This is a genomic window from Pseudomonas peradeniyensis, assembly GCF_014268935.2.
GTDB lineage: Bacteria > Pseudomonadota > Gammaproteobacteria > Pseudomonadales > Pseudomonadaceae > Aquipseudomonas > Aquipseudomonas peradeniyensis.
In genome coordinates, this window is sequence record NZ_JABWRJ020000002.1 from 1,136,800 (window position 1) to 1,157,559 (window position 20,760).

General features: G+C 64.5%; 19 protein-coding genes. 8 read left to right on the forward strand and 11 right to left on the reverse strand.

Annotation, left to right across the window (positions count from 1 at the left end):
• Positions 1-47 precede the first annotated feature (47 nt).
• The 6 genes from HU751_RS14600 to HU751_RS14625 form a co-directional block, all read right to left on the reverse strand.
• Positions 48-725 carry a COG3650 family protein gene (locus HU751_RS14600; protein WP_050704229.1) on the reverse strand — a complete coding sequence of 226 codons (678 nt, stop codon included), beginning with the start codon at positions 723-725 and terminating at the stop codon, positions 48-50.
• Between the two features lie 115 nt (positions 726-840).
• Positions 841-1,542 (reverse strand): ABC transporter ATP-binding protein, encoded by a 702-nt coding sequence (locus HU751_RS14605; protein WP_011532591.1) that lies wholly within the window; start codon positions 1,540-1,542, stop codon positions 841-843.
• Entirely contained in the window at positions 1,543-2,310 is a 768-nt protein-coding gene (livG, locus tag HU751_RS14610; RefSeq protein WP_084856089.1) for a high-affinity branched-chain amino acid ABC transporter ATP-binding protein LivG, read from the reverse strand. It lies immediately after the preceding gene.
• Positions 2,307-3,563 carry a high-affinity branched-chain amino acid ABC transporter permease LivM gene (locus tag HU751_RS14615; protein ID WP_186735313.1) on the reverse strand — a complete coding sequence of 419 codons (1,257 nt, stop codon included), beginning with the start codon at positions 3,561-3,563 and terminating at the stop codon, positions 2,307-2,309. The genes livG and HU751_RS14615 overlap by 4 nt, the downstream gene beginning before the upstream one ends.
• Positions 3,560-4,483, reverse strand: a complete 924-nt coding sequence (gene livH, locus HU751_RS14620) for a high-affinity branched-chain amino acid ABC transporter permease LivH (RefSeq protein ID WP_028692119.1) — start codon at positions 4,481-4,483, stop codon at positions 3,560-3,562. Before livH ends, HU751_RS14615 begins: the two co-directional genes overlap by 4 nt.
• A gap of 235 nt (positions 4,484-4,718) precedes the next feature.
• Entirely contained in the window at positions 4,719-5,834 is a 1,116-nt protein-coding gene (locus HU751_RS14625; protein WP_186735311.1) for a branched-chain amino acid ABC transporter substrate-binding protein, read from the reverse strand.
• Between the two features lie 358 nt (positions 5,835-6,192).
• On the opposite strand from HU751_RS14625, the gene HU751_RS14630 reads away from it, so the two are divergent.
• Positions 6,193-6,498: a DUF2288 domain-containing protein gene (locus HU751_RS14630; protein WP_186735309.1), complete on the forward strand. Its 306-nt coding sequence runs from the start codon at positions 6,193-6,195 to the stop codon at positions 6,496-6,498.
• 211 nt (positions 6,499-6,709) lie between these two features.
• Here the strand turns inward: HU751_RS14630 and HU751_RS14635 are convergent, their stop codons facing one another.
• On the reverse strand, positions 6,710-8,893 hold the full coding sequence (locus HU751_RS14635; RefSeq protein WP_186735307.1) for a hypothetical protein: 2,184 nt from the start codon (positions 8,891-8,893) through the stop codon (positions 6,710-6,712).
• 193 nt (positions 8,894-9,086) lie between these two features.
• Between HU751_RS14635 and HU751_RS14640 the strand changes: the two genes are divergently transcribed.
• Positions 9,087-9,974 (forward strand): NAD(P)-dependent oxidoreductase, encoded by an 888-nt coding sequence (locus HU751_RS14640; RefSeq protein WP_050704234.1) that lies wholly within the window; start codon positions 9,087-9,089, stop codon positions 9,972-9,974.
• Here HU751_RS14640 and HU751_RS14645 read toward each other — a convergent pair.
• Together HU751_RS14645 and rapA are read right to left on the reverse strand one after the other, a co-directional pair.
• Entirely contained in the window at positions 9,874-12,138 is a 2,265-nt protein-coding gene (locus HU751_RS14645; RefSeq protein ID WP_186735305.1) for a putative bifunctional diguanylate cyclase/phosphodiesterase, read from the reverse strand. The two genes, HU751_RS14640 and HU751_RS14645, sit on opposite strands and share 101 nt — an antisense overlap.
• Positions 12,139-12,393: 255 nt before the next feature.
• The gene (rapA, locus tag HU751_RS14650; RefSeq protein WP_186735303.1) at positions 12,394-15,240 is read right to left on the reverse strand and encodes an RNA polymerase-associated protein RapA; all 2,847 of its coding nucleotides are present in this window, start codon (positions 15,238-15,240) and stop codon (positions 12,394-12,396) included.
• Positions 15,241-15,367: 127 nt separating this feature from the next.
• On the opposite strand from rapA, the gene HU751_RS14655 reads away from it, so the two are divergent.
• From HU751_RS14655 to ccoM, 4 genes are all read left to right on the forward strand, one after another.
• Positions 15,368-16,063 carry a M949_RS01915 family surface polysaccharide biosynthesis protein gene (locus HU751_RS14655; protein ID WP_028692112.1) on the forward strand — a complete coding sequence of 232 codons (696 nt, stop codon included), beginning with the start codon at positions 15,368-15,370 and terminating at the stop codon, positions 16,061-16,063.
• A gap of 112 nt (positions 16,064-16,175) precedes the next feature.
• On the forward strand, positions 16,176-16,502 hold the full coding sequence (locus HU751_RS14660) for an aspartate-semialdehyde dehydrogenase (RefSeq protein WP_186735301.1): 327 nt from the start codon (positions 16,176-16,178) through the stop codon (positions 16,500-16,502).
• Between the two features lie 59 nt (positions 16,503-16,561).
• A complete protein-coding gene (locus tag HU751_RS14665) occupies positions 16,562-16,723 on the forward strand; it encodes a hypothetical protein (RefSeq protein ID WP_096048546.1) in 162 nt (53 codons plus the stop codon).
• Positions 16,724-16,858: 135 nt separating this feature from the next.
• Positions 16,859-16,975: a cytochrome c oxidase subunit CcoM gene (gene ccoM, locus HU751_RS27080; RefSeq protein ID WP_023629476.1), complete on the forward strand. Its 117-nt coding sequence runs from the start codon at positions 16,859-16,861 to the stop codon at positions 16,973-16,975.
• Positions 16,976-17,088: 113 nt separating this feature from the next.
• Here the strand turns inward: ccoM and HU751_RS14670 are convergent, their stop codons facing one another.
• On the reverse strand, positions 17,089-17,817 hold the full coding sequence (locus HU751_RS14670) for an SDR family oxidoreductase (protein WP_186735299.1): 729 nt from the start codon (positions 17,815-17,817) through the stop codon (positions 17,089-17,091).
• A gap of 101 nt (positions 17,818-17,918) precedes the next feature.
• Here HU751_RS14670 and HU751_RS14675 point away from each other — a divergent pair, with 101 nt between their 5' ends.
• Complete coding sequence (locus HU751_RS14675; RefSeq protein ID WP_186735297.1) at positions 17,919-18,698, forward strand: LysR family transcriptional regulator; 780 nt, start codon at positions 17,919-17,921, stop codon at positions 18,696-18,698.
• 179 nt (positions 18,699-18,877) lie between these two features.
• On the opposite strand, the gene HU751_RS14680 is transcribed toward HU751_RS14675, so the two are convergent.
• Positions 18,878-19,636 (reverse strand): SDR family NAD(P)-dependent oxidoreductase, encoded by a 759-nt coding sequence (locus tag HU751_RS14680; RefSeq protein WP_186735295.1) that lies wholly within the window; start codon positions 19,634-19,636, stop codon positions 18,878-18,880.
• A 115-nt stretch (positions 19,637-19,751) separates the two neighbouring features.
• On the opposite strand from HU751_RS14680, the gene HU751_RS14685 reads away from it, so the two are divergent.
• Positions 19,752-20,672: a LysR family transcriptional regulator gene (locus HU751_RS14685; protein WP_186735293.1), complete on the forward strand. Its 921-nt coding sequence runs from the start codon at positions 19,752-19,754 to the stop codon at positions 20,670-20,672.
• Positions 20,673-20,760: the final 88 nt, after the last annotated feature.

Sequence of the window (20,760 nt, forward strand, 5' to 3'; positions counted from 1 at the left end):
TATAAGCTGTTAGCCGCCCCGACTGGCAGGATAAAAGTGCCTGGCGATCAGAGGTCGCGGGCGCCGCCGTAGTAGGCGCAGCCCTGCAGGGTCTTGCCGTCGATGCGCAGCTCGGCCTTGAGGTGGCGGATGGCGCCGGTGGCGCCGTCGACGCAGCGCTGCGGCGCGACCCACAGCTCGACGCGCTGGCCGTTGGCCTCGCTGGACAGGCTCAGGCCACCGCCGGGCATTGCCTCTTCCAGGTAGGGCAGCGCCAGCGGATCCTGGCCGATGCGGTTGAGCACCATGCCCTTGCCGCTGGCCTTGATGTCCCAGTCCGGCTCGTGGCCGCCGGCACGCAGGGTCAGTTGCTTGAAGTTCGGATCTTCGCAGCCGGAATACTCGGAGGTTTCGAGGCGGTACAGGCGGGTCACGTCGAGCTGGCCGTCGCTGCCGGCCTGCTTGCTGCCGGTCATGCGCGCGCGGACGTCGGCGAACAGCTTGTCACCGGCGTCGTCGGCCAGGTTGGCGGCTTCCTGCAGGATGCCGGTGGCGGCAACGTCGTTGACGATGAAGCGACGGCTTTCGCTGCAGGGCTTGAACAGGAGATGACCGCCGGCCGCGCTCAGTTCGCCTTGCATGCGGGTGGTGCCCAGGTTCGGGTCGACCGGTTTTTCGGCCAGCATCTGGCAGCCGGCGAACAGCGGCAGCAGGGCGGTAAGCAGCAGGGAAGGGGTGAGGCGCATGGGGCGGGCTCCGGGAGACTTTGCAAAAGAGCTGGCCACGTTACGCAGGGTGCGCATGGATCACAAGGGCCTCATCGCGGGGCAAGAAAAAAGGGCCCGAAGGCCCTTTGATCATTCAACCCCCGAGGTACGCGTCGCGCACCTTAGGGTCGGTCAGCAACGCTTCACCGGTGCCCTGCATCACCACCTTGCCGTTCTCCAGCACATACGCCCGGTCGGCGATCTTCAGCGCCTGGTTGGCGTTCTGCTCCACCAGGAACACGGTCACGCCATCGCGGCGCAGCTGTTCGATGATGTCGAAGATCTGCTGGATGATGATCGGCGCCAGGCCCAGCGACGGTTCGTCGAGCAGCAGCAGCTTGGGCTTGCTCATCAGCGCCCGGCCGATGGCCAGCATCTGCTGCTCGCCGCCGGACATGGTGCCGCCGCGCTGGATGTAGCGTTCCTTCAGGCGTGGGAACAGCTGCAGGACCTTGTCCAACTGCTCCTGGTAGTCGCCCTTGTCGGTGAAGAAACCGCCCATGGCCAGGTTTTCCTCGACGGTCAGGCGCGAGAACACGCGGCGGCCTTCCGGCACCACCGCGATGCTCTTGCGCATGATGTGCGAGGACGACTGGCCGACCAGCTCCTCGCCCAGGTACTTGATACTGCCGCTGCTCGCCTGGGGCGAGCCGCAGAGGGTCATCAGCAGGGTCGACTTGCCGGCACCGTTGGCACCGATCAGGGTGACGATCTCGCCCTGGTTGATCTCCACGTTGACGCTGTGCAGCGCCTGGATCTTGCCGTAGAAGGTGGAAACGTTCTCGAACTTCAGCATTTACGCCTCCCCCAGGTAGGCCTTGATCACATCAGGGTTGCCGCGAATCTCTTCCGGCGTGCCATCGGCCAGGGGCGTGCCCTGGTTGATCACCACGATGTGGTCGGAAATGCTCATCACCAGTTTCATGTCGTGCTCGATCAGCAGCACGGTCACGTTGTGGGATTCGCGCAGGTAGGCGATGAGGGCCTTGAGGTCCTCGGTCTCCTTGGGGTTGAGGCCGGCGGCCGGTTCGTCGAGCATGATGATCCGCGGTTGGGTCATCATGCAGCGGGCGATTTCCAGGCGCCGTTGCTGGCCGTAGGCGAGGGTGCCGGCGGTACGGTTGGCGAACTCGGTCAGGTTGACCTTCTCCAGCCAGTACTGCGCGCGCTCCATGGCCTCCTTCTCGCTGCGGCGGAAGCTCGGGGTCTTGAACAGGCCGGCGAAGAAGTTGGTGTTCAGGTGACGATGCTGGGCGATCAGCAGGTTTTCCAGCGCGGTCATTTCCTTGAACAGGCGCACGTTCTGGAAGGTCCGCACCACGCCCTTGCGGGCGATCTGATGGCCGGCCAGGCCCTGGATCGGCTGGCCGTCGAGCAGGATGGTGCCGCCGCTGGGCTTGTAGAAGCCGGTGAGGCAGTTGAACACGGTGGTCTTGCCGGCGCCGTTCGGGCCGATCAATGCCACCACCTGTTTTTCCTTGACGGTCAGGCCCACGCCGTTGACCGCCAACAAGCCGCCGAAGCGCATGCTCAGGCCGCTGACTTGCAGAATTTCGCGGCTCATCGAGGCAGCTCCATGTGCGGACGTTGCATGGGCAGCAGGCCCTGCGGACGCCAGATCATCATCAACACCATCAGCGCACCGAACATCAGCATCCGGTATTCGCTGAACTCACGCATCATCTCCGGCAGCAGGATCATCACGATGGCCGCGAGAATCACGCCCAGCTGCGAACCCATGCCACCCAGCACGACGATGGCGAGGATGATCGCCGACTCGATGAAGGTGAACGACTCCGGTGTCACCAGCCCCTGGCGGGCGGCGAAGAAACTGCCGGCGAAACCGGCGAAGCAGGCACCCAGGGTGAACGCCGAGAGCTTGATCACGGTGGGGTTCAGGCCCAGCGCGCGGCAGGCGATCTCGTCTTCACGCAGCGCTTCCCAGGCCCGGCCGATCGGCATGCGCAGCAGGCGGTTGATGACGAACAGCGCCAGCAGTGCCAGCAGCAGGGCCACCAGGTAGAGGAAGATCACCTTGTTGATCGAGTTGTATTCCAGCCCGAAGAACTCGTGGAAGGTCTGCATCCCTTCGGCAGCTTTACGTTCGAAGGTCAGGCCGAAGAACTCCGGCTTGGGGATGTTGCTGATGCCGTTGGGGCCGCCGGTCCAGTCGGTGAGGTTGCGCAGGAACAGGCGAATGATTTCGCCGAAGCCCAGCGTCACGATCGCCAGGTAGTCGCCGCGCAGGCGCAGCACCGGGAAGCCGAGCAGGAAACCGAAGGTGGCGGCCATCAGGCCGGCGATCGGCAGGCACACCCAGAAGCTCCAGCCCAGGTAGTGCGAGAGCATCGCGTAGCTGTAGGCGCCGACGGCGTAGAAGCCGACGTAACCCAGGTCGAGCAGGCCCGCAAGCCCCACCACGATGTTCAGGCCCAGGCCCAGCAGCACGTAGATCAGGATCAGCGTGGCGATGTCGACCGCGCCGCGCGAGCCGAAGAACGGCCAGATCAGCGCCGCCACGATCAGCCCCATGATGACCCAGCGCTGGGTCTTCGGCAGGGTGAGGAAGTTGGTCACCGAAGGCGGTACCAGCTTGCGCTCCGAGCGGCGGCCCATCACCGCGCTCCACTGCTTGTCGAACAGTACGCGCAGGAACATCAGCACCGAGCACGCGGCGATGATGCTGATGGTGAACGAGCCCTGGCTGTGCACGATCAGGCTGATGCCGTCGATGCTGAGTTTCAGGCCCAGCACCGGGAAGGCCACGGCCCAGACCAGCAAGGCGCTGAAGAACGCCTGTTTGAGATTTCTGTTCATACTTTTTCAACCTCCGGGCGGCCCAGGATGCCGGTCGGCCGGAACAGCAGGACAAGAACCAAAAGACCGAATGCCACCACGTCCTTGTACTGGTCGCCGAAGATGTCGGCGCCGAACGCTTCGGCCACGCCCAGCACCAGCCCGCCGAGCATGGCGCCCGGGATGCTGCCGATGCCGCCCAGAACCGCCGCGGTGAAGGCTTTCAGGCCCACCAGGAAACCGGCGTTGGGGTTGATCACTCCGTACTGCATGCTCAGCAGCACGGCCGCCACCGCCGCCAGCGCGGCGCCGATGACGAAGGTCAGGGCGATGATGTTGTTGGTGTTGATGCCCAGCAGGTTGGCCATCTTGATGTCCTCGGCGCAGGCGCGGCAGGCGCGGCCCAGGCGGGAACGGGAGATGAACAGGGTCAGGCAGGTCATGGCGACGAGGGTCACCACGAACACCAGGATCTGCATGTACGAGACCAGCACTTCCTCAGCGCCACCAGGGCCGAACGAGAAGCTGCCGGGGATCAGGTTGGGGATGGACTTGTCCTTCGAGTCCTGCGACAGCAGGACGGTGTTCTGCAGGAAGATCGACATGCCGATGGCGGAGATCAGCGGGATCAGCCGGTTGCTGTTGCGCAGCGGCCGGTAGGCGACCCGTTCGATGCTGTAGCCGTAGGCACTGGTGACGAAGATCGTGGCGACGAAGGCCACGGTCATCAGGATCGGCAACGAGTGGATGCCCATCATGGCCAGCCCGGCGAGGGCGATGAAGGCCACGTAGGAACCGATCATGTACACCTCGCCGTGGGCGAAGTTGATCATGCCGATGATGCCGTACACCATCGTGTAACCGATGGCGATCAGCGCGTAGGTACTGCCGATGGTCAATCCGTTAACCAGTTGTTGTAGGAAATGGTAGATCTCAGGCATTACAGCGCTCCTAAAAACCTGATTTGCATTTCTCTGGCGGGGATGACCCCGGCCCATGTTCTCGTGGTCTACGCCACGTGATCTTGTGCGGGCACAACCAGGAAACCGCGGGTGACGGTTTTAAGATTTTCAGGTGAACCGGCTCCCGGATCACGGGAATCAGGTCCATAGAACCTCGTAAAACAAAGCCCACTGCTCGCACAGTGGGCTTCTCGGTCAGCTATTAGTCACGCAGTTACTGAGGGGAGACTTCGGTCTTCGGCTTGCCGAAGTGCCATTCGTAGACCACGAACTTGAAGTCCTTCAGGTCGCCTTTCGCGTCGTAGGACAGGTCGCCGGTCGGGGTCTTGAAGGTGCCGGCGTGGATGGCGGCAGCCACCTTGTCGGTGTCTTCGGACTTGGCAGCCTTGATGCCTTCGGCGATCAGCTGGACAGCCGAATAGGCCGGGAACACGAACGGACCGCTCGGGTCCTTGCCGTCGGCCTTGATGGCGTCGACGATGGCCTTGTTCGCAGGGTCGGCGTCGAACGACTTCGGCAGGGTGACCAGCAGGCCTTCGGAGGCGCCCTGGGCGATCTGCGAGATGGAGTCGTTACCCACGCCTTCCGGGCCCATGAACTTGGCTTTCAGGCCCTTCTCTTGCGCCTGGCGCAGGATCAGGCCCAGTTCCGGGTGGTAGCCGCCGTAGTAGACGAAGTCGACGTTGTTCTGCTTGAGCTTCTGGATGATCGAGGAGAAGTCCTTGTCACCGGCGTTCAGGCCTTCGAAGACGGCGACCTTGGTGCCTTTCTTCTCGAGGGTGGTCTTGACCGCGGTGGCGATGCCTTCGCCGTACTGCTGCTTGTCGTGCAGGACCGCAACGACCTTCGGCTTGACGTGGTCGGCAATGTAGTTGCCGGCGGCCGGGCCCTGGGCGCTGTCCAGGCCGATGGTGCGGAAGACCATCTTGTAGCCACGGCTGGTGATGTCCGGGGAGGTGGCGGCGGGGGTGATCATGATCACGCCTTCGTCCTCGTAGATGTCGGACGCAGGCTGGGTGGAGCTGGAGCACAGGTGGCCGATCACGTACTTGACGCCATCGTTGACCACTTTGTTGGCGACGGCCACGGCCTGTTTAGGGTCGCACGCGTCGTCGTATTCCTTGGCTTCGAGCATCTTGCCATCGACGCCGCCCTTGGCGTTGATGTCCTTGATGGCCTGTTTGGCGCCGACGAACTGCATGTCGCCGTACTGGGTCACCGGCCCGGTCTTGGGACCGGCGATGCCGATCTTGATGGTGTCGGCGGCAAACGAATGGCTGGCGACTCCGGCCAGAACCATCGCGGCAAACAGCTTGGAAATCTTGATCATAGTGCTCCACTCATTCTGTTGTAATTCTTATAGTCCTGAGGCCAGGGCTACAGACCGGGCGGGATCTACGGCCTGGCTACGCCATGCCGTGAGCCCACCTTCCCCCGGAACATGTCCCGGAACTGTACCGGTACAGTGTAGAGCGCCGTCCGAGCGCTTGAAAAGCGGGCGAAAAGCGTCTGTTTCGAGGGGTGTCGCCTGGTCGACATAAAGATACAGAAAAGCGCCATCGCTTTGCCGGTATCTGCGGCCCGCCCCCACAAGTTCGGGCCTGATCGACCAAATTACGTATTTGAAACCAGGTTTTTCTGCAAAAATGCCGGCCTTTTTGTTGGACGATCTTTGCGCAGGTAAACCCATGACTGATCAAGTAAGCACCCTCTATGCCAAATTGCTCGGCGAGACCGCCGTCATCGAGTGGAAAGCCCTGGAGCGTTTCTGGGCCAAGGGTGACCTGATTTGGGTCGACCCCAGCCTCGACCTGATCACCGTTGCCGAGGCGATGGCCGAGAATCGCCGCGAGATCTTCGCCAAGTGGCGTAGTGATGGCACTGTCGGGCCGGTTTCCGCCGAGCAGGCGCTCGACCTGCAAACCCGCGATCCAGAGATCTGGGCGGTGGTGGTTTCGCCGTTCATCGTGATCCAGGCGAAGAAAGCGGAATAAGCACGCGCTTTTTTAGTGCGTAAAAATGCGCAGACGCCTCACGATGGTGCGCATTGACGCTCACGTAAGGTGGAAGTTGGTAACAGTGGCGGGGTGATTTGGCGGGGCGGTAACAGTTTACGGAATGCGTAATACGCCGCCGAAATGATCGCGGGGCAAGCCCGCTCCCACCAAGACTCCTCGTGGGAGCGGGCTTGCCCCGCGATTGTTTTCAGTAATCCACGCGCCCGGTATGACTGTTCAGCGAAATCACCCGGGTCTTGCCGATGCGGTGGCGGAAGATCTCGCGCAGGTACTTCACCGCCTTCTTCACGCACTCGCGCGACAGGCGGATATCGTTGATCGACACGAACCGGCTCTTGTCGTTGATCAGCTCGCGGTACTTCTTCTCGTACATCGGCTTGATCGCGTACCAGTTGGTGTCGAGGATCTTCGCCGGGTTCTCGAACTCGTTGAGCAGGTCGTCGATGCTGTCTTCATCGAAGTGCTCGCTGGTGATGAACTCCAGGATCGCGTTGTCCATGGTGTCGTCGAAGCGGTAAGGGTTGCGCGCGAAGCAACGCTTGATGAACGCCACGATCAGGGTCAGGAAGTCGTCCGACAGGCACGGGCTCTTGGCGATCAGGGTGGTCAGCGACAGGTTGGCCGAGGCGCCGATTACCAGCGCGTAGCGCTTGAGCGTGGTGTTGGGGAACAGGCTGTTGAGGTGGGTCTTGAGCCGGTTCAGGTCCATGTACGACAGCTTGTAGTCCTTGGGCAGCGACACGATCGACACCACCGACGAGCAGTTCTTGAAGAAGTGCAGGTCGTGCAGGGCTGCGGCGTCGTAGCCCGAGGCCTGGTACTGCTCCAGCGCGGCGCGGTAGCGGCGCGACTCGATCGGCAGCAGGCTGATGCCCTCGATGGCCTGGGTCTGCTTGTTGAAGTGCGGCAGGTCGATGGAGCGGAAGAACAGGTCGTCGATGTCCAGGCGCGGTTGCTCGCGCTCGAACACCTTGAATTTGTCCGACCCCGCCGGCGGCACTTCCGGCACCACCGATTCGGCGTAGGCGATGGCCACTGGGCCGGCCAGGCTCATGAACAGGTCGTTGGCGTCCAGGCGGATGGTCTCGCCGATGTCGATGCCGGCGCGACGGAAGTAGTTCTGGTCGTAGTCGGTGGTCACCGCCTGGGCGGTGAGGATGTTGAAGATCTGTTGGGAGATGTACTGGTTGGCGTGCTTCTCCATGGCGTTGACGTCGATGTTCTGGATCGTGCCGTCATCGCTCTCTTCGGCGTAGCGCATGATGTCGTTGGAGATCAGCATCATCGCGTTCCACGGGCGGATGCGGCCCATGACGCTGGCTTCGCTGCTGTCTTCATTGTCGAAGTTGTACGAGAAGTCCCATTCCTCCGACAGGTATTTGCACAACAGGCGGCCGGCGTTGATGTGCAGCGCCTCGGACATCTCGCTGCGGTGGTCGGAGGCATTGGGCAGCACGCAGATGCCACTGGTGAAGATCGGCTCGAAGACGAACGAGTGCCCGCTCTTGCCGTCGTTCTCGTCGGCCGGCTTGGTGTCGAAGGTCTTGTTCATGTACGAGTACTGCTGGGCCAGGCCGAACTCCGAGGCCATCCCCGAGCCGGTGCCGCCGCCGGCGCTGAAGATGTAGAAGTACAGGCGCGACTGGTTCGCCTTGATGCCGCAGGAGTCGATCAGGTACGAGTGGATCAGCTTCCAGTCGGCGCTGGAGAAGCGCTGGGTGTCCTTGTTGAGGATGATCTTGGCCAGGTACTGGCCGAGGATCGGCGCGTTACCGGCGCCCCCGGCATGCACCTCGGACAGGTCCATGATCTTCATCTTGCTGTAGTCACGCAGGAAGCCGCCGCGCTCGCCCTTGCGCGAGAAGCGGATGCGTCCGGCGATGTCCTTGTCCAGGTCACCCAGCATCACCAGCGGTTCGACCAGGAACACTGGCTTGGCGGCCTTGTTCTGCACCAGGCGCAGGTTCTGGCGGATCCAGCGCGCCGGGCTGTAGCCCGCTTCACCCTTGAAACGGTCCTCGTTGTTGTACTCGTTGAGGAAGAAGGTGCGGGCGTTGTACACCAGCTCCGCCACGTCCAGGGCGATGTTCGAGCCGCAGCGGCCCAGGCCGATCAGGCACACCGACGGGAACTGCTGCTCCAGGCGCAGCTGGTCCTCGTCCTCGACGTGCAGGTTCGGCGGGAACACCAGGTCGCGCAGGCCGTCGAGGTTGTCGAGGATGCGCTGGATGTCCTGCTCGGTGAAGTACAGGTACTGCTGCGCCGGCGTGCTGCGGGCGGCGGGTAGGTCTCGAGCACTGCCGGCGGTCAGCGAGGTGGGGCTGAGGGTCGGCTCGGGAGCCGCATTGGCAGAAGTGTTCGTAGAGGTCATAGTGCGCCATTTGCCTGGAGTGGTTGGCTTCCCGGTGATGCATGTCATCTAGCCATCACGGAGAAATTTCGCGACTTTATCAGTGCGTCTTTTTCTTATGCGATAGGGGGTTTCCTTAGTCGGACTAAGGTTTTTCCCTTCGCACCCGCATTGCATCGTCCGTTTGTCACGCTTCTTTAATCTGGAGTTGCTCATGAGTACTGCATTGCCTTCGCTGGGGTTTGCCGGGATCGGCCTGATGGGCCTGCCGATGTGCCGTCGGCTGCTGGCCGCCGGGTATCCGCTGACCGTGTGGAACCGCAGCCCGGACAAGTGCGCCGAGCTGGTCGCCGCCGGTGCGCGACTGGCCGCCAGCCCCGCCGAGCTGTGCCAGGCGACGGACATGGTGCTGCTGTGCCTGGCCGACACGGCGGTGGTGCGCGAGGTGGTGTTCGGCGAGCAGGGCGTCGCCCAGGGCGGGCGCAGCGGTCAGTTGCTGGTGGACTTCTCCAGCCTTGAGCCGACCGCCACCCGGGAGATGGCCGCCGAGCTGGCCGCCCTGTGCGGCATGGCCTGGCTCGATGCGCCGGTGTCCGGTGGCACGCCGGGGGCCGAGGCCGGCACCCTGGCGATCATGGTCGGTGGCGAGGCGGATGATCTCGAGCGGGCGCGGCCGGTGCTGCTGACCCTGGGCCAGCGGGTCACGCACATGGGCGCGGTGGGCGCAGGCCAAGTGACCAAGGCGTGCAACCAGATGATCGTGGCCTGCAATGCACTGGTAATCGCCGAGGTAGTGGCGCTGGCCGAGCAGTCAGGGGTCGATGCGCGGCTGATCGCCGAGGCGCTGGCGGGTGGGTTTGCCGACTCCAGGCCGCTGCAGATCCTTGCCCCGCAGATGGCCGAGAGCCGCTTCGAGCCGGTCAAGTGGCACGTGCGCACCTTGCTCAAGGACCTCGACACCGCGGTGAAATTCTCCCGCGAGCAGGGCTCGGCGACGCCGCTCAGTGGCCTCGCCGCGCAATTGATGCGCCTGCACGGTAGCCAGGGTTATCTGCAAAAAGATCCGGCGACCCTGGTAGCGCTGTATCGCAACAAGGACTGAGTTCGCCCGGCTGGCGGTCGAGCCGTTCGAGGATCGGCCGCAGCTCGGACAGCGGCACCGGCCGGCTGAGCAGGTAGCCCTGCAGGTAGTCGCAGCCATGGCTGGCCAGGAACTCATGCTGCTCGACGGTCTCGACGCCTTCGGTGACCACCTTCAGGTGCAGGGTGTGGGCCATGATGATGATCGCCTGGACGATCTCCCGGTCCTTCTGGCTGCCTGGCACATCCTGGATGAACGAGCGGTCGATCTTCAGCACGTCCAGTGGCAGGCGCTTGAGGTAGGCCAGTGACGAATAGCCGGTGCCGAAGTCGTCGATCGACAGCGCCACGCCCTGGGCGCGGATGCGCTTGAGCAGGCTGATGGTGTGGTGAATGTCGCCCATCAGCGCGTTTTCGGTGACCTCAAGTTCCAGCTGGCGCGGCGCCAGGCCGGCCTGGAACAGCGCCATCTCCACCTCGGTGGCCAGCTCTTCGCGGCCAAGGGTGAGCGCCGAGCAGTTCACCGTGACCTTCAGTTCGCCATAGCCATGGCGATTGAGCTGGGCCAGGTCCTCGCAGGCCCGGCGCAGCACCCACAGGTCCAGTTCGGCGATCAGGCCGTTGGCCTCGGCGATGCAAATGAAGCGGTCAGGGCTGAGCAGGCCGTGTTGCGGGTGCTGCCAGCGCACCAGGGCCTCGAGCTTGGCCACCTGGCCGCTGCGCAGGTCGAAGATCGGCTGGTAGTGCACGCACAGGCCGCGTTCCTCGAACAGCGCCACACGCAGTTCCTCCTCCAGTTGCAGCTCCAGGGTGGCGCGGGTCTTCAGTCCATTGTTGAAGAAGTTCAGGCTGTTGCGCCCGCAACCCTTGGACTGGTACAGCGCCAGGTCGGCGTTCTTCAGCAGCTCCTCGGTGCTCTGGCCGTCGTCGGGGAAGATGCTGATGCCGATGCTGGTGGTCATCACCATGCGCCGGCCCGCCAGGTCGATCGGCTCCTTCATCCGCTGCATGATGCGCTGGGCCAGGTGGCGGGCCTCGTCGCGGCTGTTGAGGCTGGTGACGATGCAGAACTCGTCGCCACCGAAGCGCGCCACCAGGTCCTGGCCGCGGGTGGCGGCCTTGATATGGCCGGCGATCACCTTGAGCAGCTCGTCGCCGGCGGCATGCCCGAGGCTGTCGTTGATGCGTTTGAAATGGTCGATGTCGAGGAACATCACTGCCAGCATGCCTTCATGGGCGGCCTGTTCGGCCAGGCGCTCGGCGAACACCTGGTTGAAGCCGCGACGGTTGACCAGGTTGGTCAGGGCATCGTAGTGGGCGGCCTGCTGCAGCGAGGCCCGGGCCTGGTCGAGCTGGCTGAGCAGCACATTGACTCGGCGCAGGTCGTGCTCCTTGCTTTGCAGCTTCTTGTCGGCCAGCGCCGCGCTGATGCTGCCGCCGCTGATCAGCAGGGTGATGACGGCGATGGTCAGCGCCAGTTGCAGGCTGTTGTCGGCCGATGGCAGGCGCAGGGCGGTTTCGCCGGGAATTACCAGGGTCATGGCGGCCATGCCGGTGAAATGGGTCAGCACGATGCCGCCGGCCATCAGCAGGCTGGCGCCGTACTTGAGCAGCAGGTGCAGGGTGCCGCTGCCCGTGTTGAAGTAACGGGCCATCAGCAGCGCCACCAGGCTGGCGAGCACGGCGATGCCGATGGAGGCGAGCAGCAGGCCGGTCTGGTAGTACTGCTGGGCGCTGGTCTGCAGGGCGGCCATGCCGGTGTAGTGCATGACGCTGATGCCCAGGCCGATGAACAATGCGGTCTGCAGGTAATGGCGCAGGCGCATTTCGCTGCGGTTGAGGCTGTTCATCGCTAGCCAGGCGGCGAGCAGGGCCACCAGCAGCGACAGGCCGGTCAGCGGCGCGTCGAAGTGGATCTCCAGCGGTGCCTGAAACGCCAGCATGCTGATGAAGTGCATGGCCCAGATCCCGCCGGCCAGGCAGCAGGCGCCGAGCACCCGCCATTGCCGACGGGCGAAGCGGTCTTCGCAGTGGCTCTGGCGTTCGCTCATGTCCAGGGTGGCGAAACAGGCGGCGCTGGCCACGATGAAGGCGAGCAGCACCAGGAAGGGGTTGTGTCGGCAGTCGAGGATGATCTGTCCGGTCGCCGGCAGCTCGGCGAACAATTGCAGTCCCAGCCACTCCATTGCAGGCCTCTTCGTCGAGTCTTCACTCGTCCCCAATAAGCACGGATGGAGACTGTTCCTGCAGGAGTATAGAAACGGGTGCTTAAGCCTTCCTGATTAATGGCACTTTGATTTCTACCATTTGGATATGAAGGCAATAGCTGGATGGTCTAAATGAATATCGACAGGCTGAAGCGATCGCGGGGCAAGCCCGCTCCCACGATTCCCTGACGGGCTCGTGGGAGCGGGCTTGCCCCGCGATGACCACTTTAGAGATCAACCCGCGACAAGCACTCGGATCGCCTCAAGGCGCAGCGCCGCTTTGTCCAGCGCCGCCAGCCCTTCTTCACGCTGCTTGCGCAGGGCATCGATCTCGCTGTCACGCACGCTCGGGTTCACGGCCTTCAGCGCGGTCAGGCGCGCCAGTTCCTCGTCGGCCTCGGCGGTAAGCCGCTGGCGGGCCTGGGCCACGCGTTCGTCGTGGGTCGGCAGGACCTTGGCCTCGCCGGCGGCGATGCGCTTGGCCAGCACGTCGCGCTGGGCCTGGACGAACTTGTTGGCGCTGGCCTTGGGCACGCTTTCGAGCTGGTCGTTGAGGGTTTCGAATGCCACCCGCGGGCCCAGGTCGTTGCCGTTGGTGTCGAGCAGGCAGCGCAGCGCGGCCGGCGGCAGGTAGCGGCCCAGCTGCAGGCTGCGCGGGGCCACCACTTCACTGACGTAGAGCAATTCGAGCAGCACGGTGCCGGGCTTGAGCGCCTTGTTCTTGATCAGCGCAACTGCGGTGTTGCCCATCGAGCCGGACAGCACCAGGTCCATGCCGCCCTGGACCATCGGGTGTTCCCAGGTCAGGAACTGCATGTCCTCGCGCGACAGCGCCTGGCCACGGTCGTAGGTGATGGTCACGCCTTCGTCGTCGCCCAGCGGGAAGCTGGCGTCGAGCATCTTCTCGCTTGGCTTGAGGATCAGGGCATTTTCCGAATGGTCCTCGCTGTCGATGCCGAAGGCGTCGAACAGGGTTTCCATGTAGATCGGCAGGGCGAACTGGTCATCCTGTTCGAGAATGGCCTCGACCAGTGCCTGGCCTTCGCCGGCGCCACCGGAATTGAGCTCCAGCAGGCGGTCGCGGCCGGTGTGCAGCTCGGCTTCCAGGCGCTCGCGCTCGGCGCGGGCCTCGGCCACCAGCTTGCCCCAGCTCTTCTCGTCACTGTCGGCCAGCAGCGGCAGCAGGCGTGGGCCGAACTGGTGCTGCAGGGCGTTGCCCGTCGGGCAGGTGTTGAGGAAGGCGTTGAGGCCTTCGTGGTACCACTGGAACAGGCGCTCCTGCGGGCTGTCCTGCAGGTACGGGATGTGCAGCTGGATCGTGTGCTTCTGGCCGATCCGGTCGAGACGGCCGATGCGCTGCTCGAGCAGGTCGGGGTGGGCCGGCAGGTCGAACATCACCAGGTGATGGGCGAACTGGAAGTTGCGGCCCTCACTGCCGATCTCGGAGCAGATGAGCACCTGGGCGCCGAATTCCTCGTCGGCGAAGTAGGCGGCGGCGCGGTCGCGCTCGAGGATGCTCATGCCTTCATGGAACACCGTGGCCGGGATGCCGGAACGCACGCGCAGGGCGTCTTCCAGGTCCATGGCGGTCTCGGCGTGGGCGCAGATCACCAGGACCTTGGTACGCTTGAGCATCTTCAGGGTGTCGATCAGCCAGTCGACCCGTGGGTCGAAGCGCCACCAGCGCTCGCCTTCGCCAGTCTCGCCCTGGGCCTGGAAGGCCACTTCCGGGTACAGCTCGGCGCGCTCGCCCGAAGGCAGCTCGGCGTAGGCGTCGGGATTGGCCAGCGGATAGGGGTGCAGCTGGCGCTCGGGGAAGCCCTGGATCGCCGCGCGGGTGTTACGGAACAGCACGCGGCCGGTGCCGTGGCGGTCGAGCAGCTCGCGGATCAGACGGGCGCTGGCCTGGCTGTCGCCATCGCTGACCGCGGCCAGCAGGGCTTCGCCTTCGGCGCCGAGGAAGCCCTGGATGGTGGCGTGGGCCTTCGGCGACAGACGGCCTTCGTCGAGCAGTTCCTGCACGGCTTCGGCCACCGGGCGATAGTGCTCGCTCTCGGCGCGGAAGGCGGCCAGGTCGTGGAACCGGTTGGGGTCGAGCAGGCGCAGGCGGGCGAAGTGGCTGTCCTGGCCAAGCTGTTCCGGGGTGGCGGTGAGCAGCAGCACGCCCGGGATGACCTGGGCCAGTTGCTCGACCAGCGCATACTCGGCGCTGGCCTGTTCCTCGTGCCAGACCAGGTGGTGGGCCTCGTCGACCACCATCAGGTCCCAACCGGCGGCGAACAGCGCGTCCTGGGCCTTCTCGTCCTCGACCAGCCACTCCAGGGCGACCAGCGCCAGCTGGGCATCCTCGAACGGGTTGCTGGCGTCGCTCTCGATGAAGCGCTCGGCGTCGAACAGCGCCACCTGCAGGTTGAAGCGCCGGCGCATTTCCACCAGCCACTGGTGCTGGAGGTTCTCGGGCACCAGGATCAGCACGCGGTTGGCGCGCCCGGACAGCAGCTGGCGGTGGATCACCAGGCCCGCCTCGATGGTCTTGCCCAGGCCTACTTCGTCGGCCAGCAGGACCCGTGGGGCGATGCGGTCGGCCACTTCACGGGCGATGTGCAACTGGTGGGCGATAGGCTGGGCGCGTACGCCGCCCAGGCCCCACAGCGATGAAAGCATCTGCTTGCTGGTGTGCTGCAGGGTGTTGTAGCGCAGCGAGAACCACGACAGCGGGTCGATCTGCCCGGCGAACAGGCGGTCGCTGGCCAGGCGGAACTGGATGAAGTTCGACAGCTGCGTCTCGGGCAGGGTGCGCGGCTGGTTCTGGCCGTCGATGCCGTGGTAGACCATCAGGCCGTCGATGTCATCGACCTCCTGCACGGTCAGCTTCCAGCCTTCGAAGTGGGTGATCAGGTCGCCGGGCGAAAAGCGCACGCGGGTCAGCGGCGCATTGCGTAGCGAGTACTGGCGGGTGTCGCCCGTGGCCGGGTAGAGCACGGTCAACAGGCGGCCATCCTGCGCCAGGATGGTCCCAAGACCGAGCTCGGCTTCGCTGTCGCTGATCCAGCGTTGCCCCGGTTGATACTGCTGCGCCATACTGCCAAAACTCCCGCGATGAAAAAGCCGACTATGTTAACGGATCGGCTTCGCCAGACCAATGAATGTGAAGAGTCTAGCGCTTTCATCGACGAACACCGTCCCGTCACGAGGGCCACGCGCCAACATGGTTGCCAAGCACCGCTGGTTGAACGTCACCCTGGGCCTGGGCAGCCTCGCGCTGCTGGCCGCCTGCGAACAGAAGAGCTTCGAAGTCCTGCCGCCGATTCCGGTCGAGCAACTGGAGGTGCTCGGTGTGCAGACGCCGATCAAGAGCGTGCACTTCCACGACCGCGAGGGTGAAGGCCTGCTGGTGCTGAGCCGGGTCGACGGCCAGGCCACCGACCCCGATACCGAGGAGGAAGTCGACAAGGTGGTGCTCAAGGCCACTCTGTATGGCCGCGCCGCCGGCGGTGATGCCTTCAAGGCGCGCTGGCAGATCGAGCAGGAGACTACCTGCGCCGGGCTGGACCTGGACGTCGACTTCTATACCGATGTCAGCGATGTCGGTGACCTGAACAAGGACGGCGTCGCCGAAGTGACCGTGGCCAGCCACGCCTTCTGCGGCGGCGGCATCGACCCCCACGACATCGCCATCGAGATGCGTGAGGGCCAGGCGATCTACACCATCACCGGCCAGTCGCTGATCAGCCCGCCGGGTGAAGACGCGTTCGGCGGTGAGCGCGAGGACAGCGCTTCGCTCAAGAGCGCCCCGCAGGTCGTGCGCGAGCACATGGACGCGGTCTGGCAGCAGGTCTACAAGCGGCCCTGGAGCGAGTCGAGCGCCGCGCCCGACGACGACCCGGACGACGAGGCCGAGTAAGCCCGCGCTATACTTCAGCCCGGTGCGGTGCTGTGACACGCCGCACACCTTCGACCGCGGGCATTCAAGGCGGCGCACCACCAGCCGATAACAAGGCTACAGGAGACCCACCATGCTGCCGCCGATCATCCCGCTCAGTGCCGCCCCCGTGACCTCGCAACAGGATCCGGTCAAGCCGCCGCCGACCATCCCGCCGGTAGTACCCGCGCAGCCGACCTCCAGCGACGGCACCATTGACCTGAAGAATCATCGCGATCCCGAAGAGCAGGCCCTGCTGCTGCGCGACGAGCAACGCCGTCAGCAAAAAAGGCGCAAGCAGGCTGAAGGCGATCGGTACGAGGCCGTGCCGGGCGAAGAGCTCAATGCCGACAACACCGTGCCGGTGGCGCCGATGGGCGAGCGCACGCGCCAGGGGTTGCTGGTGGATATCGAAGTCTGACTAGTCAGCACCGCCGCTAGCCTTCATCATTGAGGCCTCTGCTGTCCGTCGAGCCCGCCATGAGCCAAGACAACCTGATCGATTTCGGCGCCGAACGCGCCAAACGCATCCACGACCTCAACGACAAGCGCCTGAACGACATGCGCCAGGCCTTCGAGCAGGCCATGCCGCTGGCCCAGGCCAAGAAGAAAAAGCCCAAGGGCAAACCCAAGAAGCGCTGAAACTTGATGCAGGTCAACCCTGCACCCGCCTCGCGCGCCCGGCTCCGGGCGCCATTGACTCCGGTCAATTTTCCCCCTCCCGGCATTGGTTACCTTGCACCCATCGGATGACGGCACATCAAGGGAGGGGCCGACATGTTCTTCGACAACGTGGTTATCGCCGGTGTGGTAACGGTCGGGTTGATGTTGGCGTTCTTCGCCGGTCTGGGCATTTTCATCTGGAAGGACTCGAAAAAGCGCAATCAGCGCTGATCCTTCCCGATTCACGAGCACGCAAGGCATTTAGGGCGACTTCGGTCGCCCATTTTTTTTGCCTGGTTTTTCATCGCGGGGTGGGGCTTGCCGAGGAACGGGGCGCATCAATCTCAGGGCTGCTGGGCGGTCGCCGCCAGCACGATCTCGCGAATGCACACCTGCTGCGGTTGCTGGTAGGCCCAGACGATCGCCCCGGCGACATCCTCGGCGCTCAGTACCACGCCGCCCATGTCATTGGCCTTCCACGCCTCGTAGTCGCGCTTGATGCCCTCGTCGGTGGTGTGTCCGAGCAACTCTGTCTCCACTGCGCCCGGCGCGATGGTCACCACCCGCACATTGTGCGGCGCCAACTCCTCGCGCAGGTTCTCCGACAGCCCGTGCACGGCGAACTTGCTGCCTACATAGGCCACATGGTTGGGGAAGGTCTTGCGCCCGGCCACGGAGCTGACGTTGATCAGCGTGCCGTGGCGCCGCTTGATCATCCCGCCCACCAGCGCATGCACACCGTTTAGCAGGCCCTTGACGTTGATGTCGAACATGCGCTCCCACTGCTCCGGATCCTGCTCGTGCATCTGCCCCAGCAGCATCACGCCTGCGTTGTTCACCAGGGCATCGGCCGGGCCGTACAGCGCTTGGGCATCTGCCACGGCGGCCACCAGCGCCGCCCGGTCGCGGATATCCACGGCGCGGCACAGGCAATTGGGGAGTGCCAGCGCCTCGAGGCGTTCCAGGCGTCGGGCGATCAGCAGCAGCGGATGCCCCGCAGCGCTAAAGTGTTGGGCGGTGGCGGCGCCGATACCGGAGCTGGCGCCAGTGACGATAATCAGGGGTTTGTTCATGGTTGCCTCCAAGGCATAATCACTTTCGATGGCCAGGATTCTAGATAGCGCTCGCGGCCATGAAAAACGGCTTATTTCTTTGGCTGGCATCGGTTCTATCTATGGATATCCGTCATCTCAAGGCATTCATCGCGGTCTTCGAAGCGCGCAACATCACTGTAGCCGCCCAGCGTTTGTGCGTGGCACAGCCGACCTTGTCGGTGACCATTCGCCAGCTGGAGGAGGACCTGGGCGCCGAACTGTTCCTGCGCCAAGCCCGCGGCGTCGAAGTCAGCGAACAGGCCCGCGAGCTGTATCCCCAGGCCTGCCGCATGGTGGCCGAGGCCGAGGCCCTGCGCCTGCGGTTTCGCCAGGGGCAGGAGCGGGTGCCGCTGGCGCTGGGCATCGAGGCCGACATCGCGCCGGCCCAGGTCGAGGCCTGTGTGCGCTTGGCCAGCCAGGCGGTGGTGGGTCTGCAGTTGACCCTGCTGGAAGGCTGCGATGGCGACGCTCGTCTGGCCGACGAGGCCCAGCGTTGCGAGGACGAACTGTTCCTGCCGCTGTGGGAGGAAGCGTTCGTGCGGGTGATGGCCACCGGCAGCCAGCCGGACGGGCGCTGGATCACCTGCCCGCAGCACCCTTCGCACCAACGCTTGATGGGCTTGTATGACGGGGGCGAGCAGGTCGGCCAGGCCGGTTCGTTGCAACGGGTCCTGGCCATGGTCGCCGCCGGGCAGGGTGCGGCCTGGTTACCGCAGTCGCTGGTCGAGCGTTGCCCGGGTGTCTACTGGCAGCCGGGCAGCGGCCTGACGCTGCGGCGTCGGGTCGGGTTGTGCATGTCCCATGAAGCCTTGGCACTGCCCGCCGTGGCGGCGCTGCATCAGGCCCTGAGCCGCGTTTGAACGACCAGGATCCATGCGTTTCCCTGTGTAGGAGCGGCCTTGTGCCGCGAAAGGGTCGCGAAGCGGCCCCAGGCTTTAGCATCAGTGCACAAATTGCTGGGTCTGCTACGCAGCCCTTTCGCGACACAAGGCCGCTCCTACAGGGAAACGCGTAGCAAGCCAGTCAGTCTGCCGCGTGCCTAGAGGAACATCCCCCCAGACACCTCCAGCCGCTGCCCGGTGATCCAGCCATTGCCATCCTCCAGCAACAGGGCGATGGCCGCACCGATATCGTCGGGCAGGCCGACGCGTCCCAGCGCCGTGTTGCCGGCAATATAGTCATTGACCTGCTGGTTGTCGCGCACCACGCCACCGCCGAAGTCGGTCTCGATGGCGCCCGGTGCGAGAATGTTCACGCGAATGCCGCGCGCGCCCAGTTCCTTGGCCTGGTAGCGGGTCAGCACCTCCATGGCTCCCTTCATGGCCGCGTAGGCGGCATAGCCGGGCAGGGCGAAGCGGGTCAGGCCGGTGGAGATGTTGACGATGCGCCCGCCGTCGGCCAGCAGCGGCAGCAGGCGTTGGGTGAGGAAGAATGGCCCCTTGAGCTGGATGTTCAACAACTGGTCGAACTGCGCCTCGCTGGTCTCGCTGAACGGCACGTTCAGGCCGATGCCGGCATTGTTCACCAGGAAGTCCAGCTGACGACGGCCGAACTGCTGTTCGAGGGTGTCGCCCAGGCGCTCGGCGAAGGCGGCAAAGCTGGTGCTGTCGCTGACATCCAGTTGCAGCATGGCGGCGCGCACGCCGGCCTGTTCGAGCGAGGCGGCCACGGCGCGGGCCTCGTCGGCCTTGCTGTGGTAGGTGCCGATGATGTCGATGCCGCGAGCGGCCAGGTGTTCGGCGGTGTTCTTGCCCAGGCCGCGGCTGGCGCCGGTGATCAGTGCGATCTTGCGAGTCATGTCGGTTACCTCGGTGGGGTGGTTGTTGAATGACAGGTTATTGATCGGTTGATGGCTGTTAAATCCACGGATTCCGGAAATACTGTTCGTATTGAATGGACAATGGGAGCCCGTGATGAACAAGCTGGAGCTGTTGCGCACCTTTGTCAGGGTCAGCGAACTGAGCAGTTTCACCCTGGCCGGCGAGAGCCTGGGCTTGCCGCGCTCGACCGTCTCCGAGCAGGTGCGTGCGCTGGAGCGCTTGCTCGGCACGCGCCTGTTCAACCGCACCACGCGACGGGTGCAGACCACCCAGGACGGCGCCTTGCTCTACGAGCGCAGCAAGGACCTGCTGTCGGGCATGGACGAGATCGAAAGCCTGTTCAGCGCCGACGATGCCGACCTGGCCGGGCGTCTGCGCATCGACCTGCCGACCATGATGGCGCGGCGGCTGATCGTGCCGGCGCTGCCAGGGTTTCTCGAGCGTTTCCCGCGTCTGGAAGTGGAGCTCAGCTGCACCGACCGCCAGGTCGACCTGCTGCGCGAAGGCTTCGACTGCGTGATGCGCATCGGCGCGCTCAGCGACCTGGACGTGGTCGCCCGCCCGGTGGGGCGCCTGAGCATGCGCAACTGTGCTAGCCCCGCCTACCTCGAGCGTCACGGCGTGCCACGGAACCTGCAGGATCTGGCCGGCCATCGGCTGGTCCACTATGTGCGCAACCTCGGTGCCCGCAGCGCCGGGTTCGAATACGAGCAGGAGGGCGAGCTGCGCTTCCAGGCCATGGCCGGCGTGGTCACGGTGAACAATGCCGAAGCCTACTCGGCCGCCTGCCTGGCCGGACTCGGGCTGATCCAGGTGCCGGCGGTGGGTGTCGATGAACACCTGCGCAACGGTGAACTGGTATCGCTGCTCGAGCCCTGGCAGGCGCGGGCCATGCCGGTGTCGCTGCTGTATGCGCGGCAGCGCCATGTGCCGCGACGGGTCCAGGCGTTCATGAACTGGCTGGCGGCGCTGCTGGCGTCGCAGGTCGACCCGGTGGCGGCGCCAAGCGGCTGAAACGGGAAGGGGCGAGAAAGCGTGGCGAAGATTCCGGCAGTTGCGTTAGGCTGGCACCTGCGCGTCGCCCGCCAGAGGTGACCGTTCC

Coding starts and splice junctions, on each gene's coding strand:
- HU751_RS14600 (WP_050704229.1), bottom strand. CDS start 725: ATGCGCCTCACCCCTTCCCTGCTGCTTACCGCCCTGCTGCCGCTGTTC.
- HU751_RS14605 (WP_011532591.1), bottom strand. CDS start 1,542: ATGCTGAAGTTCGAGAACGTTTCCACCTTCTACGGCAAGATCCAGGCG.
- livG (WP_084856089.1), bottom strand. CDS start 2,310: ATGAGCCGCGAAATTCTGCAAGTCAGCGGCCTGAGCATGCGCTTCGGC.
- HU751_RS14615 (WP_186735313.1), bottom strand. CDS start 3,563: ATGAACAGAAATCTCAAACAGGCGTTCTTCAGCGCCTTGCTGGTCTGG.
- livH (WP_028692119.1), bottom strand. CDS start 4,483: ATGCCTGAGATCTACCATTTCCTACAACAACTGGTTAACGGATTGACC.
- HU751_RS14625 (WP_186735311.1), bottom strand. CDS start 5,834: ATGATCAAGATTTCCAAGCTGTTTGCCGCGATGGTTCTGGCCGGAGTC.
- HU751_RS14630 (WP_186735309.1), top strand. CDS start 6,193: ATGACTGATCAAGTAAGCACCCTCTATGCCAAATTGCTCGGCGAGACC.
- HU751_RS14635 (WP_186735307.1), bottom strand. CDS start 8,893: ATGACCTCTACGAACACTTCTGCCAATGCGGCTCCCGAGCCGACCCTC.
- HU751_RS14640 (WP_050704234.1), top strand. CDS start 9,087: ATGAGTACTGCATTGCCTTCGCTGGGGTTTGCCGGGATCGGCCTGATG.
- HU751_RS14645 (WP_186735305.1), bottom strand. CDS start 12,138: ATGGAGTGGCTGGGACTGCAATTGTTCGCCGAGCTGCCGGCGACCGGA.
- rapA (WP_186735303.1), bottom strand. CDS start 15,240: ATGGCGCAGCAGTATCAACCGGGGCAACGCTGGATCAGCGACAGCGAA.
- HU751_RS14655 (WP_028692112.1), top strand. CDS start 15,368: ATGGTTGCCAAGCACCGCTGGTTGAACGTCACCCTGGGCCTGGGCAGC.
- HU751_RS14660 (WP_186735301.1), top strand. CDS start 16,176: ATGCTGCCGCCGATCATCCCGCTCAGTGCCGCCCCCGTGACCTCGCAA.
- HU751_RS14665 (WP_096048546.1), top strand. CDS start 16,562: ATGAGCCAAGACAACCTGATCGATTTCGGCGCCGAACGCGCCAAACGC.
- ccoM (WP_023629476.1), top strand. CDS start 16,859: ATGTTCTTCGACAACGTGGTTATCGCCGGTGTGGTAACGGTCGGGTTG.
- HU751_RS14670 (WP_186735299.1), bottom strand. CDS start 17,817: ATGAACAAACCCCTGATTATCGTCACTGGCGCCAGCTCCGGTATCGGC.
- HU751_RS14675 (WP_186735297.1), top strand. CDS start 17,919: ATGGATATCCGTCATCTCAAGGCATTCATCGCGGTCTTCGAAGCGCGC.
- HU751_RS14680 (WP_186735295.1), bottom strand. CDS start 19,636: ATGACTCGCAAGATCGCACTGATCACCGGCGCCAGCCGCGGCCTGGGC.
- HU751_RS14685 (WP_186735293.1), top strand. CDS start 19,752: ATGAACAAGCTGGAGCTGTTGCGCACCTTTGTCAGGGTCAGCGAACTG.